This window comes from Nesterenkonia suensis (assembly GCF_054782935.1).
In genome coordinates this window covers 135,500-154,049 of the sequence record NZ_BAAGRN010000009.1, presented here as the reverse complement: position 1 = coordinate 154,049, position 18,550 = coordinate 135,500, and the positions used below count along the sequence as shown (strand labels likewise).

Genomic DNA, 18,550 nt, shown 5'->3' with positions numbered 1-18,550 from the left:
GGATCATGCTCCCTTCACTGCCGTGCGAACCAGGACGACCTGGCCGCGGGCGCCGGGGACGGCGCCCTTGATGAGCAGCAGGTTCTTCTCGGCGTCCACGCCGTGGACGGTGAGGTTGTGCGTGGTGTGACGCTCGTTGCCCATCCGACCGGCCATGCGCACACCCTTGAAGACGCGGCCCGGGGTGGCGGCGCCACCGATCGCGCCCGGCTTGCGGTGGTTCTTGTGCTGGCCGTGGGAGGCACCCACACCGGCGAAGCCGTGACGCTTCATGACGCCGGCGAAGCCCTTGCCCTTGGTCTTGCCGATGACGTCGACCTTCTGGCCGGCGTCGAAGGCCTCCACAGAGAGGTCCTGACCGGCCTCGTAGGCGGAGGCGTCCGCGGTGCGGACCTCCACCAGGTGCCGACGCGGGGTCACACCGGCCTTGGCGAAGTGCCCGGCCAGCGGCTTGGTGACCTTGCGCGGGTCGATCTGGCCGTAGCCGATCTGTACGGCGTTGTATCCGTCGGTCTCGTCAGTGCGGACCTGCGTGATGACGTTGGAGTCGGCTTGGACGACAGTGACCGGGATGAGGTTGTTGTCCTCGTCCCAGACCTGGGTCATGCCGAGCTTCGTGCCCAGCAGTCCCTTGACGTTCAGTTCGACGCGGGAAATGTTGGTCATAGTTCTCTCAGCACCTCCCTGCTTCAGAGCTTGATCTCGATGTTGACATCTGCAGGCAGGTCGAGACGCATCAACGAGTCGACCGCCTTGGGCGTGGGGTCGACGATGTCGATGAGGCGCTTGTGGGTGCGCATCTCGAAGTGCTCGCGGCTGTCCTTGTACTTGTGGGGAGAACGGATCACGGCGTACACGTTCTTCTCCGTCGGCAGCGGAACCGGGCCCACTACCGTCGCACCTGCGCGCGTGACCGTGTCAACGATCTTCCGGGCTGAGGTGTCGATGACCTCGTGGTCATACGACTTCAGCCGGATGCGGATTTTCTGTCCCGCCATGGCGTCTGCCTCTTTCTGGTCAGTGCTTCTTCGTCTGGTCTTCTCGCAGTCCACTGCTGCGGCTGAGCATGACGCTCCCAGAAAAGGCATCGCCCGGTCCGGTCCCAGACAGGCCCCGGCGGCACTCCCCTTCTGCAGTTGTGGACTGCGCATCAGGCAAAGCCGTGATGCACAACCCGGTCAGGCCGAACCCGTCGTGATGACGGGCTGCTCGCCCTGCCGGTCTCCGACCCCCGCGGTCGGGCGTGTCGCTTTGATGAGCGGAGAACTCCGCGCACAGCAGGACACACCGCGTGGGTCGGGTTGATATCGGGAAAGATCGACAGCTCGTCGGCGCCTGCCGGCGCCGGGACTCCTGCTCCTCTGAGAGAATCTTCTGCAGCTGGGCCGCAGGACGTTCTGCTCGGTGGGCGCACTCGTCCGTGAGCAACTTGTCCATCTTGACAGAAAAACTCTCTCCGCGCAAAACGAGAGCCCCCGACGTCCGTTGGGACATCGGGGGCTCTCGTGCATCCTCGGTGTGCGCCTCGACGTCAGCCGAGGGCCACCTGCGGATCAGGCGAGGTGATCAGATCACTTCAGGATCTTGGTCACACGACCCGACCCGACGGTGCGGCCACCCTCACGGATGGCGAAGCCGAGGCCGTCCTCCATGGCGATCGGCTGGATGAGCTCGACGGTCATCTCAGTGTTGTCGCCGGGCATGACCATCTCGGTGCCCTCGGGCAGCGAGATCACGCCGGTCACGTCAGTCGTACGGAAGTAGAACTGCGGACGGTAGTTGGTGTAGAAGGGGTTGTGTCGGCCGCCCTCATCCTTGGACAGGATGTAGACGTTCGCCTCGAAATCGGTGTGCGGGGTGATCGAGCCGGGTGCGGCCACGACCTGACCGCGCTCGACGTCGTCACGCTTCAGACCGCGCAGCAGCAGACCGCAGTTCTCGCCGGCCCAGGCCTCGTCGAGCTGCTTGTGGAACATCTCGATACCGGTGACCGTGGTCTTCTGCTTCTCGCGGATGCCGACGATCTCGATCTCGGAGTTGATCTTCAGGGTGCCGCGCTCGGCGCGACCGGTGACCACAGTGCCGCGGCCGGTGATGGTGAAGACGTCCTCGATCGGCATCAGGAACGGCTTGTCCTTGTCACGCTCCGGCTCCGGAATGAACTCGTCGACGGCGTCCATGAGGTCCTCGACGGTCTTGACCCACTCGGCGTCGCCCTCGAGAGCCTTCAGGCCGGAGGTGCGGATGACCGGAGCGTTGTCGCCGTCGAACTCCTGCTCGGAGAGCAGCTCGCGGACCTCCATCTCGACGAGGTCCAGCAGCTCCTCGTCCTCGACCATGTCGGCCTTGTTGAGGGCGACCAGCAGCGCGGGGACGCCGACCTGGCGGGCCAGGAGGACGTGCTCACGGGTCTGGGCCATCGGGCCGTCAGTGGCGGCGACCACCAGGATCGCACCGTCCATCTGGGCAGCACCGGTGATCATGTTCTTCACGTAGTCGGCGTGACCGGGAGCGTCGACGTGCGCGTAGTGGCGCTTCTCCGTCTGGTACTCCACGTGGGAGACGTTGATCGTGATGCCGCGCTCGCGCTCCTCCGGAGCGTTGTCGATGCCGGCGAAGTCCTTGACCTGGTTGAGGTCCGGGTACTTGTCGGCCAGCACCTTGGAGATGGCGGCGGTCAGGGTGGTCTTGCCGTGGTCGACGTGACCGATGGTGCCGATGTTGAGGTGCGGCTTGCTCCGCTCGAACTTTGCCTTGGCCACAGGTTCCTCCTATAGAACGTGTCAGGTCAGAAGACTTACTATCAGCCGCACGTGGGTCGAGGCTGAAACTCTCGCAAGTCTACTGGGGCGCATGGTGTTTGGTGAAATTCTCCGGATGCCCGACGGGACGGGGTGACCTGTTCCCGTCAGGACGATGGACGGCGGGACGATTCCGGAGCTCGCCCCGTCCAGGACCCGCTCCCCCGGCGACCGGGACGGCCCCGGGGGAACAGATGGTGAGCTTCAGGAGTGAGGGATCACCTCACTCGCCGCGGCTCTTCTCGATGATCTCCTCGGAGACGGCCTTCGGCACCTCGGCGTAGGAGTCGAAGGTCATGGTGAAGACGGCACGACCCTGAGTGCGGGAACGTAGCTCGCCGATGTAGCCGAACATCTCGGACAGCGGCACCAGGGCCTTGACGACCTTCACACCGGCGGCGTCGTCCATGGACTGGATCTGGCCGCGGCGCGAGTTGAGGTCGCCGATGACGTCGCCCATGTACTCCTCAGGCGTGCGGACCTCGACGGCCATGGTCGGCTCGAGCAGCACCGGCTTGGCGCGCCTCGCACCTTCCTTGAACACCTGGGAGCCGGCCAGCTTGAAGGCCATCTCCGAGGAGTCCACGTCGTGGTACTGCCCATCGGTCAGCGTCGCCTTCACACCGACCATCGGGTAGCCCGCCAGCACACCGAGCTGCATGGCGTCCTGGATCCCGGCGTCCACCGACGGGATGTACTCCCGCGGGATGCGACCACCGGTGACGGCGTTCTCGAACTCGTAGAGCTCGCCCTCGGAGGTGTCCAACGGCTCGAAGTCCACCAGGACCTTCGCGAACTGGCCGGAGCCACCCGTCTGCTTCTTGTGGGTGTACTCGACCTTCTCGACCTTCTGCCGGATGGTCTCGCGGTAGGCGACCTGCGGCTTGCCGACGTTGGCCTCGACCTTGAATTCGCGCTTCATACGGTCGACCAGCACGTCCAGGTGCAGCTCACCCATGCCGCCGATCTCGGTCTGCCCGGTCTCCTCGTTGAGGTTCACGGTGAAGGTGGGGTCCTCGGCCGCGAGCTTCTGGATGGCCGTGGAGAGCTTCTCCTGGTCACCCTTCGACTTCGGCTCGATGGCCACCGAGATCACCGGCTCCGGGAAGGTCATCGACTCGAGCACGATCTGGGAGTTCGAGTCAGACAGGGTGTCACCGGTGGTGGTGTCCTTCAGACCGATCACCGCGTAGATGTGCCCCGCCACGACCTCTTCGACCGGGTTCTCCTTGTTGGAGTGCATCTGGAAGAGCTTCCCGATGCGCTCCTTCTTGCCCTTGGTCGTGTTGTAGATCTGCGCCCCGGAGGTCAGCGTGCCCGAGTAGACCCGGATGTAGGTCAGCTGCCCGAAGAACGGGTGGGCCGCGATCTTGAACGCCAGCGCCGAGAAGGGCTCGTCCTTGCTCGGCTTGCGGTAGAGGATCTCCTCCTCGTTGTTGGGCGCGTGGCCCTCCATCGCCTTCACGTCCAGCGGACTGGGCAGGTAGTCGACCACGGCGTCCAGCATCGGCTGCACACCGCGGTTCTTGAACGCAGAGCCGCAGAGGACCGGGTACGCGTCACCGGCGATGGTGAGCTTGCGGATTCCGGTCTTGAGCTCGTCGACGGTGAGCTCTTCGCCCTCGAAGTACTTCTCCATGAGCTCCTCGTCGGCCTCGGCGACGGCCTCGACGAGCTTGTTGCGGTACTCCTCCGCACGCTCCTTCAGGTCCTCGGGGATCTCCCGGGTCTCATACTCGGCACCCAGGGACACGTCGCCCTTGGCGTCGCCCGGCCAGACCAGGGCCTTCATGTGGAGCAGGTCGACGACGCCGACGAAGTCGCTCTCGGAGCCGATCGGCAGCTGCAGCACCAGCGGCTTGGCCTTCAGGCGCTCGACGATGGTGTCGACGGTGAAGTAGAAGTCCGCACCGAGCTTGTCCATCTTGTTGACGAAGCAGATGCGCGGCACGTTGTACTTGTCCGCCTGGCGCCAGACCGTCTCGGACTGGGGCTCCACGCCCTCCTTGCCGTCGAACACGGCGACGGCGCCGTCGAGCACGCGCAGGGCACGCTCCACCTCGACGGTGAAGTCCACGTGACCCGGGGTGTCGATGATGTTGATCTGGTTGTTCTCCCAGAAGCAGGTCACCGCGGCAGAGGTGATCGTGATGCCGCGCTCCTTCTCCTGTGCCATCCAGTCCGTCGTCGACGCACCGTCGTGGGTCTCACCCAGCTTGTGGTTGATGCCCGTGTAGAACAGGACGCGTTCGGTGGTGGTGGTCTTACCGGCATCGATGTGCGCCATGATGCCGATGTTGCGGACCTTCTTCAGGTCAGTGAGCACGTCTTGTGCCACGGTTGATCCCCTTGTCCTCTCAGGTCTCTCTCAAAAGGGCAGAGCCGTCAGCGCGGGCTGCCGACTCCGAACAGCCTACGCGGACCGTCCGCGCCGGTGAAGCCTCGCCCCGCAGGGCGACGGGCCGACCGGGCGCGGACGAGACGTCTCGCGCAGGCGTCCGTTCACCAGCGGTAGTGGGCGAATGCCTTGTTGGACTCAGCCATCTTGTGCGTGTCCTCACGACGCTTCACCGCGGCACCCAGGCCGTTGGAGGCGTCGAGGATCTCGTTCATCAGACGCTCGGTCATGGTCTTCTCGCGGCGGTCCTTGGAGTAGCCGACCAGCCAGCGCAGGGCCAGCGCCGTGGCACGTCCAGGCTTGACCTCGACCGGCACCTGGTAGGTGGCGCCGCCGACCCGGCGGGAGCGGACCTCGAGGGCCGGGCGGACGTTGTCCATGGCCTTCTTCAGGACGCCCACGGCGTCCTCGCCGGTCTTCTGGTGGACGCCCTCGAGGGCGCCGTAGACGATGCGCTCCGCAGTGGACTTCTTACCGTCGACGAGCACCTTGTTGATCAGCTGGGTGACCAGCGGGGAGCCGTGGACGGGGTCCTGGACGAGCGGGCGCTTGGGAGCAGGTCCCTTACGAGGCATTACTTCTTCTCCTTCTTCGCGCCGTAGCGGCTGCGGGCCTGGCCGCGGCCCTTGACACCCTGGGTGTCGAGGGCGCCGCGGACGATCTTGTAGCGGACACCGGGGAGGTCCTTCACACGACCGCCGCGCACGAGCACGATCGAGTGCTCCTGCAGGTTGTGCCCCTCGCCGGGGATGTAGGCGGTGACCTCGACGCCGCCGTTCAGGCGCACACGGGCGACCTTCCGGAGTGCGGAGTTCGGCTTCTTCGGGGTCGTGGTGTACACACGGGTGCAGACACCGCGACGCATCGGGCTGCCCTGCAGGGCAGGGGTCTTGTTCTTGGCAACCTTGGGAGTGCGCCCCTTGCGCACCAGCTGCTGGATAGTAGGCACTATGCGTTCTCCATACGTGGTTTCGGGCTTGACGCTCCGCGGACACACCGCAGACCGGTCGAGCTGAGGGATGCTGTAGATCCCGCGTGCGATCGGTTCTGACACGATCCGCGGGAAAGGCCCCTGGGCGTGCAAAAATGTGGCATTCGTTGCGCAACTTCCCCGCAACCCGGACCGAGTCCCTCTGCCACACAGAAACAATCGAGTCAACGATACCAGCTCCGGCTCAGCCTGGCGAAACGGAGCGGCCGGGGACCCCTCACCTCCGGCCCCCGCTTCCCCATGCCGACGCCGGCCTGCTCATCCCTCCTCGACCGGCACCTCAGTGACCCTCCAGGGATCAACCCTGGGGACGTTCCACCGATCCGGCTCCCACTCCTCCGGGAGCGTCAGGTCGATGGTGACCTCGTCGGCGTCGACGGCCGGCCAGATGACTGTTGCTCGCACATACGTGCCGACATCCGCGCCACTTCCGTCCACGTAGCGGTCAGCCAATGGGACGAAGAACGTCTCGGCGCTCTCAGCGTCGTCGAGCCGCCCTCCCTCCAAGGGCGTCAGAAAGTAATCCATCGGGTAATACCGCTGATCACCAACGATCATGGTGGGCCCATAGGCCGACCATTGACTGGACTCGGCCACCTCCCCGTCGGCAAGGCCTCGCGGACCCACGCCCGAGGCCCACCCGTGGTTGAGCGCCGTCTGAAAATGCTGCGACTCCCCTGTCGCACCGACGGTGATCCTGCCGATGAACACATCTCCGGCCTGCCGCACGGAGTCGACGGTGATGTCGAAGTCCTCAGCCTCCGCCGTCTCCGGGTGCTGCGCCACCGCACCCAAGGCCTCCGGCAGCTCCGCCTCAGCAGCATCTCTGACCTGCGGCTCCGCGGGAGGAGTGAAGTGCAGCTCCACTCGACGGTTCTGCGCACGCCCCTCCTCCGTCCCGTTCGAGGCCACCGGCTCATGGAAGGCACGTCCGTCCGTGGAGACGCCGTCGAAGGCACTCAGGTCTGTGAGCTCCTCCAGACGGTCATGGACGGATTCCGCCCGCGCCTCGGAGAGCGCCTGGTTGTGCTCCTCATCGAGGACGTCATCCGTGTGGCCGATGATCTCCAGCGCACCGCCCTCAGCCCCGTCAAGCTCTGCGACGGCCGCCTCCAGGACCGCGTCCGCCTCCGGACCGAGCTCCGACTCATCGATGTCGAAGAGCACATCGCTGGCGATGGTCACCGTGGACTGCTCCTCCCCATCCAGCCGCCCCACCTGGTGCTCGACGCCCTCACGGTAGGTCTCCAAGGGCTCCACCCGCGCCTGCAGCACGTCGAGAGGGTAGTGATTGCGCTGCAGAGTGACATGCGTCTCGTCCATCAGGTCTCGGACATCCGGCAGATCCTCGGCCCACGGCTCATCGACCACCGGCACGTCCTCGGCTGCACCCAGCTGACGCATCAGCACATGCACGCTGTCCGACTCCGGAGCGGCGAAGACCGCATAGAAATTCGCCGGATCACGACCCTGGCCCACCGAGTCCGGCCGTGGGGAGATGGCGAAGGAGCCCGTCTCCGAGACGTCAGCGGGCAGGACAGCGGTGTGCGACACCGTCCTGGCGGCGGCGTCGATGAGGCGCAGGTCGTATCCCTGCCGAGTGGAGGTACCCTCCCGAAGGGCGATGCCGACATCCAGCAGATCATGGACTCTCACCTCGTCCGGATGATCGGAGTCGAAGAGGATCGGCAGCACGGCGAGATCTCCTTCGCGGACGATGGGACCGACCTCTGCCGTCATCCGATGCTCCTCATCGGCGCGGAAGTCCCACAGCACCTCCTCCACAGTCACCGGATCCGGCACCTCTGCCGCGGGGGCTTCCGCACCGTCGAGGTCCTCCTGACGATTCTCCTCCTCCGCGTCCTCGACGGGGGTGGCCTGCGTCTCCGGCACGGACCCCACATCGCCGTCCTGCGTGGGCGTCGACCCACCCTCTGGCTCCTGCGCCGCATCGTCGCCACCACCTCCGGTCGGCCCACAGCCGGTCAGCACCAGCAACGCTGCCAGCACGGCTCCTGCTGCGGCGACCTTCGGGCGCCCCGCGCCCGTCTCCCTCGCCCCCATCATTCCTCCTCGTCCTCATCACCGATCTCGTAGTCCGGCTCCGTCTCGCGGCCAGTGGGCTTCACCGTGATGACCACCCGACGGTTCTCCGCCCGCCCCTCCTCGGTGGCATTGTCCGCCCGCGGCACGTCCTCACCGAGGCCTTCGGCTGAGATCACGTCCGCGTCGACGTCGGCCTCCTCAATCAGCCAGTCCCGCACCGAGTCCGCGCGCAGCTCGGAGAGCTCCTGATTGTCGTCGTACTCCTCCGTCGGCACATCATCAGTGTGCCCTTCGACAGTGATCGCGTAGTCGTCGTCGCGGGCGGCGATGTCCTCGGCGATGGCTCGCAGGTCCCCTTCCGCCTCCGCACGGACCTCGTACTCATCCGGATCGAAGAGCACATCACTCTCGGTGATGTAGGCGGTGCGATCGTCGTCATCGGTACGCTCCGTATGCTCGGCATCATCCAGGCGATACGTCTCCAGCTTCTCCGTCGGAATCTTCACCGTCGGCAGCGCCAGCGTCTCGGCGGTGACCGTCTCCAGCGTCATCGTCGACACCCTCCAGTCGTCCCCACTGGTGCTCCCGCGCCGCTCGGACCACTGGCGCTCGGACCACTGGTACTCGGACCAGCGGTAGACCGACCACCGGTAGACGGACCAGATCCAGTCGCCGGACTCTGCATCCTCCGCCTCCTGCTGACACACCTGATCGGCCACTACGCCATCCACCTCGACGGCGGCCAACTCCAGGGCGTCCTGGGCGACCTCCTCCAGCACTGCGCCGTCCGGCAGCTCCACCTCCGGCAGGACACGCTCCGGCAGAGTGACCGCAGGGATGTAGGCGGAGGAGATCTCCACCCGAGGCAGGCAGGCCCCGGGCGCCTCATGCTCGATGAGGCAACCCGCCTGGGCGACGCGCTCGGGGATGACGATCTCGGGCGCCCCGGGGATCTCAATCTCCTCGCCGTCGATCTCGATGACCTCCGGATCGGTCCCGGGGAACACCTGCTCCTCGATCACGACGTCGTCGAGCATGGTGACGGTGTAACCCTCGCCCGGTTCGCACTCCGCGATGTCGATCGGATCCCCGACCTCCGCGACGAGCCGGTCGCCGACGCCGGCACCCTCGTCGTGCCGACCCTCATCGTCGCCAGCGTCGCCGCTGCCGTCGCCGTCATCCTCCACGCGCTCCCCCTCCGCGCCAGGGGCCGCATCGTCATCACCGTCGCTCTCGTCGATGGCCGGCGCCTCCGTCTCCCGAGGGCGCTCCTCGACCTCACTCTGTCCGAGTGGCATGCAGCCGGCAAGCAGCAGAGCTCCCACCGCAGCCCCGCCGAGGATCGCCTGGCCTCGCGCTCTCCCGATGTCCCGCATGACTCATCCTCCTGCTGGAGGCTCACCAGAGTGAGCCCGAAATATTCACTTACGCAAAGCCTATCGGCATGGTTTTGCTGATGCAATATTCTCAGCGGTCTTGGGGAGACTCCTCCGCATGGCCCTCTCCCGCCTCCTCCTGTGGCGCAACACCGAGCCCCTGAGCGCGCACGCTCCGCCGCAGCCCACGACGCCGACCAGCCCGCCGGGCCAGCCACACACCGCCGAACCCTGCCACCACCAGCGCCGGGACCCACGGCAGGAGAACGCCGACCAGCACCAGCACCCCATCAGCGGCTCGCAGCAGGCCGTTCCAACCGGACTGCAGTCCCCCGAAGAAGCCGTCCGCACGGACCGACGCGACTCGCCCGTCGAGCAGCTCCAGCTCAAGCATCGACATCTCCACCTGGTCCGTCAGGACACCCCGCTGGGAGGAGAGCGACTCCAGCTCCGCCTGACGTTCGCTCAACGCGGTCTCCGCCGCCAGTAGCTCCTCACTGCCGGCGGCCTGATCCATGATCTCCAAGAGACGCTCCACCGAGGTCTCGAGAGCCTCGATCCGGGCGTCGAGGTCACGCGCCGTCCCGGTGACATCCTGGGCTCGCTGACTCAGGTCATGAATGCTCCCCACATCGTCGAGATCGTCCAGCAGCTCAGAGAGATGCTCGGCGGGCACACGCAGCGTCAGCCGGGCCAGACTGAGCCGACCATCATCCTCGGCACTCTCCCGCCGCGCCTCGACGTAGCCACCATAGGCCTCCACCTGCTCGACGACGTCGGCGACAGCCGCGCCGACATCACGCACCTCCACGACGGCCGAGGCCGTGGTGACCACGTCGCGATCCTCGGCCCCGGTGCCCGGAGGAGTGCGCTCCTGACCCGGCGCCTCAGGAGCGAACTCCTCGACGGCGTCATGGTCCGCGACCCCCTCACGGTCAGCCTCACCATCACCGACCCCGCATCCGACCAGCAGGAGGATCACCACCACGAGGGCAAGCCCCCAGCGCAGCCCCCGAAGCACCGCCCCGCCGGACCGCCCATCCTCGCCTGTCGCCCCCATGCCCCGACCCTCCACCCCTATAACTTTGCAGATGTGAATCCATGATGCCATTGGACGCATCTGAGGACAAGACCCTGCGTGCAGCACCTCGAACACCACCCGCCGCAGACGCACAAGAGCCCGGACCCCTGCGGGATCCGGGCTCTCATGTCACTGCCGAGTGCTCCGACGACGCAGAGCCTCAACCATAGGTCAGCGGAAGTCGACCTCGGTGTTGTAGTCATCCAGCGGGATGGCGTGGAACTCACCCTCGCCCTCCACACCGGCGTAGTCGAAGCTGGAGCCGTACAGGCTCGGCCCGGTGAACAGGTTCGCCTTGGCCTCCTCCGTGGGTTCCACCGTCGACTGGGTATAGCGGTCCAGACCGGTGCCGGCCGGGATGAGCTTACCGATGATCACGTTCTCCTTCAGGCCCAGCAGCGGGTCAGACTTGCCCTCCATCGCCGCCTGGGTCAGGACACGGGTGGTCTCCTGGAAGGAGGCCGCCGACAGCCAGGAATCCGTGGCCAGCGACGCCTTGGTGATGCCCATCAGCTCGTCACGGCCGGAGGCCGGCTGCAGCCCCTCGGCCACAGCCTTCCGGTTCTCCCGCTGGAAGCGGAAGCGGTCGGTCAGCTCACCCGGCAGCAGCGCCGTGCCACCGGAGTCGATGACCGTGATTCGGCGCAGCATCTGACGGACGATGACCTCCACGTGCTTGTCGTGGATGCCCACGCCCTGGGACTGATAGACGTCCTGGACCTCGGCGACCAGGAACTTCTGCGCGGCCCGCGGGCCCAGCACACGGAGCACCTGCTTCGGGTCCACCGCACCGGCGACCAGCTGCTGGCCGACCTCGACGTGCTCCCCGTCCTCCACCAGCAGACGCGCACGACGCAGCACCGGGTAGGCCTGCTCCTCCGTGCCGTCGTCGGGGGTCAGCACCAGGCGCAGCTGCTTCTCGGCATCCTCCAGGCGCACCCGACCGGCGGTCTCTGCGATCGGCGCCACACCCTTGGGGGTGCGGGCCTCGAAGAGCTCCTGGATACGGGGCAGACCCTGGGTGATGTCATCCGCCGACGCGATACCACCGGTGTGGAAGGTACGCATCGTCAGCTGCGTGCCCGGCTCACCGATGGACTGGGCGGCGATGATGCCCACGGCCTCACCGATGTCCACCGTCTTGCCGGTGGCCAGCGACCGGCCGTAGCAGAGCGAGCAGGTGCCCACGGGAGACTCACAGGTCAGCACGGAACGCACCTTGACCTCGGTGATCCCGGCCTCGAAGAGCCGGCCGATGAGGACATCGCCCACATCCGTGCCGCTCTCGGCCAGCACAGTCCCGTCGGCGTCGGCGACGTCGACCGCGAGAGTCCGCGCATAGGCGGAGTTCTCGACGGCCTCATGGAGCCGCAGCTCGCCGTTCTCGTCGGCGACCGCGATCGGGACCGTCAGCCCCCGAGAGGTGCCGCAGTCCTCCTCACGGACGATCACATCCTGCGAGACGTCCACGAGACGACGCGTCAGGTAACCCGAGTTCGCCGTCTTCAGCGCGGTGTCCGCCAGACCCTTGCGGGCGCCGTGGGTCGCGATGAAGTACTCGAGGACCGACAGGCCCTCACGGTAGGAGGACTTGATGGGACGCGGGATGATGTCACCACGCGGGTTGGTCACCAGACCACGGATCCCGGCGATCTGCCGGACCTGCAGCCAGTTTCCTCGAGCTCCCGAGGTCACCATCCGGTTGATGTTGTTCAACGAGTCCATGCCGTCCTTCATGGCGGCTGCGACCTCGTCGGTCGCCTTGGACCAGATCTCCACCAGCTCGGCGTGACGCTCGTCGTCCCCGATCAGACCCATGTCATGCTGCGACTGGACCTTCGCGGCCTGATCCTCATAGGCATCCATGATGTCCTGCTTGTCCATGTCGGAGGTGATGTCCGAGATGGCCACGGTGACGCCGGAACGGGTCGACCAGTAGAAGCCCGCATCCTTGAGGTTGTCCAGGGTCCGGGCCGTGGTCACGGTCGGGTAGCGCTCCGCGAGATCATTGATCAGCGAGGAGAGCTGGCCCTTGTCCGCGACCGTGTCCTGCCACGGGTAGTCCTCAGGGAGCAGCTCGTTGAACAGCACCTTGCCCAGCGTGGTGTCGACGGTCGCCGGACGACCCTCTTCCCAGCCCTCCGGGGCAGGGATCTCGGCCGAGGGCACGAAGCCCTCCACCGTGATCTTCACCGGAGCGTTGAGGTGCAGCTCGTCGAGGTCGAAGGCCATCTGCGCCTCACCCACCGAGGCGAAAGCCCGGCCAGCCCCGGCCTCGTCCTCGCGGACTGTGGTGAGGTGGTGCAGACCGATGATCATGTCCTGCGAGGGCAGAGCCACCGGCCGGCCGTCCGAGGGCTTCAGGATGTTGTTCGAGGACAGCATCAGAATGCGCGCCTCAGCCTGGGCCTCCGGGCTCAGCGGCAGGTGCACCGCCATCTGGTCACCGTCGAAGTCCGCGTTGAACGCCGCACAGACCAACGGGTGCAGCTGCAGGGCCTTGCCCTCCACCAGCTGCGGCTCGAAGGCCTGGATCCCCAGACGGTGCAGGGTGGGAGCACGGTTGAGCAGCACCGGGTGCTCGGTGATGATCTCCTCGAGCACATCCCACACCTGGGAGCGCTGACGCTCCACCATCCGCTTCGCGGACTTGATGTTCTGGGCGTGGTTGAGGTCCACCAGCCGCTTCATCACGAACGGCTTGAACAGCTCGAGCGCCATCTGCTTGGGAAGACCGCACTCGTGCAGCTGCAGCTGCGGACCCACCACGATGACCGAACGGCCCGAATAGTCCACACGCTTGCCGAGCAGGTTCTGACGGAAACGCCCCTGCTTGCCCTTGAGCATGTCGGACAGCGACTTCAGCGGGCGGTTGCCCGGTCCGGTGACCGGGCGACCGCGGCGGCCGTTGTCGAACAGCGAGTCCACAGACTCCTGGAGCATGCGCTTCTCGTTGTTGACGATGATCTCGGGAGCACCGAGGTCCAGCAGACGCTTCAGACGGTTGTTGCGGTTGATCACACGACGGTACAGGTCGTTGAGGTCGGAGGTCGCGAAGCGCCCCCCGTCCAGCTGGACCATCGGACGGATCTCCGGCGGGATCACCGGCACGGCGTCGAGCACCATGCCCTGCGGAGTGTTGCCGGTGCCCAGGAACGCATTGAGGACCTTCAGACGCTTCAGCGCCCGGGTCTTCCGCTGGCCCTTGCCCGTGCTGATGGTCTCCCGCAGCTTCTCCGCCTCGGCCTCCATGTCGAAGTTCTCCAGGCGCCGCTGGATCGACTCAGCACCCATGGAGCCCTCGAAGTACTGGCCGTAACGGGCCCGCAGCTCGCGGAACAGCGCCTCGTCACCCTCCAGGTCGGAGACCTTGAGGTTCTTGAAACGGTCCCAGACCTTCTCCAGCTGCTCGATCTCGGCGTCGGCACGCTTGCGGATCTGCGACATCTGCTTCTCAGCGGCGTCACGGGCCTTCTTCTTCTCCGCGGCCTTGGCGCCCTCGCCCTCCAGACGCTCGAGGTCGCCCTCGAGGTCCTTCGCGACGGCGGCGATGTCGGCGTCACGCTGGTCGGCCAGGTGCTTGATCTCCTGGTCGTACTCGGCCTGCAGGTTCGGCAGGTCCTCATGACGACGCTCTTCGTCCACGGAAGTGATCATGTAGGCGGCGAAGTAGATGACCTTCTCCAGGTCCTTCGGCGCCAGGTCCAGCAGGTAGCCCAGTCGCGACGGGACACCCTTGAAGTACCAGATGTGGGTCACCGGAGCGGCCAGCTGAATGTGGCCCATCCGGTCACGGCGGACCTTGGCACGGGTCACCTCGACGCCGCAGCGCTCACAGATGATGCCCTTGAAGCGCACGCGCTTGTACTTGCCGCAGTAGCACTCCCAGTCCCGGGAGGGGCCGAAGATCTTCTCACAGAAGAGTCCGTCCTTCTCCGGCTTCAGGGTCCGATAGTTGATGGTCTCCGGCTTCTTGACCTCACCGTGGGACCAGCTGCGGATGTCATCACCGGTGGCCAGCGCGATGCGCATGGTGCCGAATGAGGATTCGTTGGACATAGTCCTGTATCTCTCTTTTCTCTCTCAAGATTCGTGACGCGATGACTGCTGCCGTCGCCGCCGGTCAGCCGACGGCGACGGTGCGGGTGAGGCTCAGACCTCTTCGACCGAGCTGGGCTCCGCACGGGAGAGGTCGATGCCCAGCTCCTCAGCGGCGCTGAACCCGGACTCCTCCGCGTCACGCATCTCGATCGCGCTGCCGTCTGCGGAGAGGACCTCCACGTTCAGGCAGAGCGACTGCATCTCCTTGATCAGGACCTTGAACGACTCCGGAACCCCGGGCTCCGGAATGTTCTCGCCCTTGACGATGGCCTCGTAGACCTTCACGCGGCCGTGGATGTCATCCGACTTGATGGTCAGCAGCTCCTGCAGCGTGTAGGCCGAGCCGTACGCCTCCAGGGCCCAGACCTCCATCTCGCCGAAGCGCTGACCGCCGAACTGCGCCTTACCACCGAGCGGCTGCTGGGTGATCATCGAGTACGGCCCGGTCGAACGCGCGTGGATCTTGTCGTCGACCAGGTGGTGCAGCTTCAGGATGTACATGTAGCCGACCGAGATGCCGTCCGGGAACGGCTCACCGGAGCGGCCGTCGAACAGCTGGGCCTTGCCGTCCGGGCCGACCAGCCGCTCGCCGTCCCGAGTCGGGTTGGTGGAGGCCAGGATGCCGGTCAGCTCGTCCGCCTCGGCACCGTCGAACACCGGGGTCGCGACCTTCGTCGGGCCGGTCTCGCGGGGAAGGTTCGGCAGGTTCTTCAGCCACTCGGGCTCACCCTCGATCGTCCAGCCCTGCTTCGCGGCCCAGCCCAGGTGCAGCTCCATGACCTGGCCGATGTTCATACGACCGGGCACACCCATCGGGTTGAGCACGACGTCGACCGGAGTGCCGTCAGCCATGAACGGCATGTCCTCGACCGGCAGGATCCTGGAGATCACGCCCTTGTTGCCGTGCCGACCGGCGAGCTTGTCGCCGTCGGTGATCTTGCGCTTCTGCGCCACGTAGACGCGGACCAGCTGGTTCACGCCCGGGGGCAGCTCGTCGCCGTCCTCGGTGTCGAAGATGCGCACACCGATCACCGTGCCGGACTCGCCGTGGGGCACCTTCAAGGAGGTGTCACGGACCTCGCGGGACTTCTCCCCGAAGATCGCGCGCAGCAGGCGCTCCTCCGGGGTCAGCTCGGTCTCACCCTTGGGCGTGACACGGCCGACCAGGATGTCCCCGGACTCGACCTCAGCACCGATGTGGATGATGCCGCGCTCGTCGAGCTGGGCGAGCATCTCGTCGGAGACGTTCGGGATGTCCCGGGTGATCTCCTCGGCACCGAGCTTGGTGTCACGGGCGTCGACCTCGTGCTCCTCGATGTGGATCGAGGTCATCACGTCGTCCTGCACCAGGCGCTGGGACAGGATAATCGCGTCCTCGAAGTTGTGACCCTCCCAGGACATGAAGGCCACCAGCAGGTTCTTGCCGATCGCCAGCTCGCCGTACTCGGTGGACGGACCGTCGGCGATGATCGACTGACGCTCCACCCGGTCACCCTCGGAGACCCGGACACGCTGGTTGTAGGTGTTGCCCTGGTTCGACCGCTCGAACTTCATGATCGGGTAGTGCGTGATGGTGCCGTCGTCGTTCATCACCGAGACGAGGTCGGCGGCCACCTTGGTGACCACACCGGCCTGCTCGGCGGTGACCGAGTCGCCGGCGTCGACCGCGGCGTACTTCTCCATGCCGGTGCCGACCACCGGGGACTCGGACTCCAGCAGCGGCACCGCCTGACGCTGCATGTTCGCGCCCATGAGCGCACGGTTGGCGTCGTCGTGCTCCAGGAACGGGATCAGGGCGGTCGCCACCGACACCATCTGGCGCGGAGAGACGTCCATGTAGTCGATGTCCTCGGCGCCGACGAGCACCGGCTCACCCTCACCACCGCGCTGACGGCACAGCACGTGCTCCTCGGCGAAGCTGCCGTCCTCGGTCAGCGGCGCGTTGGCCTGGGCGATCTGGGCGGCCAGCTCGTCATCGGCGGTCAGGTAGTCGATCTGGTCGGTGACCTTGCCGTCGACGACCTTGCGGTACGGCGTCTCGATGAAGCCGAAGTTGTTGATCCGCCCGTAGGTCGCCAGCGAGCCGATCAGACCGATGTTCGGACCTTCAGGGGTCTCGATGGGGCACATGCGGCCGTAGTGCGACGGGTGGACGTCACGGACCTCCATGCCGGCACGGTCACGGGACAGACCCCCCGGACCCAGCGCGGAGAGACGACGCTTGTGCGTCAGCCCGGCCAGCGGGTTGTTCTGGTCCATGAACTGCGACAGCTGCGAGGTGCCGAAGAACTCCTTGATGGAGGCCACGACCGGACGGATGTTGATCAGCGTCTGCGGGGTGATCGCCTCGACGTCCTGGGTGGTCATCCGCTCACGGACCACCCGCTCCATGCGGGACAGACCGGTGCGGACCTGGTTCTCGATGAGCTCGCCCACCGCCCGGATGCGCCGGTTGCCGAAGTGGTCGATGTCGTCGACGGTGATCGGCAGATCCCGTTCCTCGCCGTCACGGATGCCCCGGAAGGTCTCATGGCCGGCGTGCAGCGCACACAGGTAGTGGATCATCGCGACGATGTCCTCCTCGGTGAGGACCGAGGCGTCGGGATCCGTGAAGTCCTTGTCCACGCCCAGCTTGCGGTTGAGCTTGTACCGGCCCACCTTGGCGAGGTCGTAGCGCTTCGGGGTGAAGTACAGGCCCTTCAGCAGGCCCTCCGCGGCCTCGACCGTGGGCGGCTCCCCCGGACGCAGCTTGCGGTAGATGTCGAGCAGCGCGTCGTCCTGGGTCTCGAAGGTGTCCTTCTCCAGAGTGGCGCGGATGGAGTCGAAGTCGCCGAACTCCTCGATGATGCGGGACTCGGTCCAGCCCAGCGCCTTCAGCAGCGCGGTGACCGGCTGCTTGCGCTTGCGGTCCAGACGCACCCCGACCTGGTCACGCTTGTCGATCTCCAGCTCGAACCAGGCACCGCGGGACGGAATGACCTTCGCGGTGAAGATGTCCTTGTCGCTGGTCTTGTCCGGGCTCCGCTCGAAGTAGGCACCCGGGGAGCGCACCAGCTGCGAGACCACGACACGCTCGGTGCCGTTGATGATGAAGGTGCCGCGGTCGGTCATCAGCGGGAAGTCGCCCATGAAGACCGTCTGCTGCTTGATCTCGCCGGTGTTGTGGTTCATGAACTCGGCCTTGACGTACAGCGGAGCCGCGTAGGTGGTGTCGCGCTCCTTGCACTCGGCCATCGGCATCTTGGGGTCGGCGAACTCCGGCTCCGAGAAGCTCAGGGACATGGTGCCCTGGAAGTCCTCGATGGGAGACATCTCCTCGAAGATGTCAGCCAGCCCAGAGGTCTCGGAGACACCCTTGATGCCCTTCTGGCGGGCCTCCTCCACACGAGCGGCCCAGCGCTCGTTGCCCACCAGGCGGTCGAAGGAGTCGATCTGCAGAGCCAGCAGCTCCGGAACATCGAGGGGTTCGTGGATCTTTGCGAATGAGAGTCGGCCGGCGTATTCAGCGGTCCGGGCCGAGGCAGCGGTTTGAATTGAGGTGCTCGAGGCGACCAAGAGGGATCCTTCCACAGACCTTCGTAGCTTCCTTGGCACGCTTCCCCGTCCCCGAGGACGCGGACGATCGCGTCCGATCCGACACCGAAGCAGACGTCGGACGGTCCAGTCTTGAAAAGGAGACGATGCAGATGCCCACCGCTATTTGAAGGCACGCGCATAAGAGGGGAGGCGCAAAAGTACAGCATAAACGACGAATGC

General features: G+C 66.0%; 11 protein-coding genes. All 11 read right to left on the bottom strand.

Annotation, left to right across the window (positions count from 1 at the left end; genetic code table 11):
- Positions 1–3 precede the first annotated feature (3 nt).
- Positions 4–666: a 50S ribosomal protein L3 gene (gene rplC, locus ACYVKI_RS09300; RefSeq protein ID WP_460690070.1), complete on the bottom strand. Its 663-nt coding sequence runs from the start codon at positions 664–666 to the stop codon at positions 4–6.
- Positions 667–689: 23 nt separating this feature from the next.
- Positions 690–998 (bottom strand): 30S ribosomal protein S10, encoded by a 309-nt coding sequence (rpsJ, locus tag ACYVKI_RS09295; RefSeq protein ID WP_022871716.1) that lies wholly within the window; start codon positions 996–998, stop codon positions 690–692.
- A 573-nt stretch (positions 999–1,571) separates the two neighbouring features.
- Positions 1,572–2,762 (bottom strand): elongation factor Tu, encoded by a 1,191-nt coding sequence (gene tuf, locus ACYVKI_RS09290; protein WP_460690069.1) that lies wholly within the window; start codon positions 2,760–2,762, stop codon positions 1,572–1,574.
- Positions 2,763–3,024: 262 nt separating this feature from the next.
- Positions 3,025–5,139, bottom strand: coding sequence for an elongation factor G (gene fusA, locus ACYVKI_RS09285; protein WP_460690068.1), 2,115 nt, complete (start codon positions 5,137–5,139; stop codon positions 3,025–3,027).
- Between the two features lie 164 nt (positions 5,140–5,303).
- On the bottom strand, positions 5,304–5,774 hold the full coding sequence (gene rpsG, locus ACYVKI_RS09280; protein WP_460690067.1) for a 30S ribosomal protein S7: 471 nt from the start codon (positions 5,772–5,774) through the stop codon (positions 5,304–5,306).
- Positions 5,774–6,148, bottom strand: a complete 375-nt coding sequence (gene rpsL / locus ACYVKI_RS09275) for a 30S ribosomal protein S12 (protein WP_070161800.1) — start codon at positions 6,146–6,148, stop codon at positions 5,774–5,776. The genes rpsG and rpsL overlap by 1 nt, the downstream gene beginning before the upstream one ends.
- Positions 6,149–6,448: 300 nt before the next feature.
- On the bottom strand, positions 6,449–8,257 hold the full coding sequence (locus tag ACYVKI_RS09270) for an OmpA family protein (protein WP_460690066.1): 1,809 nt from the start codon (positions 8,255–8,257) through the stop codon (positions 6,449–6,451).
- Entirely contained in the window at positions 8,254–9,534 is a 1,281-nt protein-coding gene (locus tag ACYVKI_RS09265) for an OmpA family protein (RefSeq protein ID WP_460690065.1), read from the bottom strand. The genes ACYVKI_RS09270 and ACYVKI_RS09265 overlap by 4 nt, the downstream gene beginning before the upstream one ends.
- A gap of 169 nt (positions 9,535–9,703) precedes the next feature.
- On the bottom strand, positions 9,704–10,723 hold the full coding sequence (locus tag ACYVKI_RS09260; RefSeq protein ID WP_460690064.1) for a DUF4349 domain-containing protein: 1,020 nt from the start codon (positions 10,721–10,723) through the stop codon (positions 9,704–9,706).
- 141 nt (positions 10,724–10,864) lie between these two features.
- Positions 10,865–14,752 (bottom strand): DNA-directed RNA polymerase subunit beta', encoded by a 3,888-nt coding sequence (locus ACYVKI_RS09255; RefSeq protein WP_460690063.1) that lies wholly within the window; start codon positions 14,750–14,752, stop codon positions 10,865–10,867.
- A gap of 93 nt (positions 14,753–14,845) precedes the next feature.
- Positions 14,846–18,349, bottom strand: coding sequence for a DNA-directed RNA polymerase subunit beta (gene rpoB / locus ACYVKI_RS09250; RefSeq protein WP_460690062.1), 3,504 nt, complete (start codon positions 18,347–18,349; stop codon positions 14,846–14,848).
- Positions 18,350–18,550 lie beyond the last annotated feature (201 nt).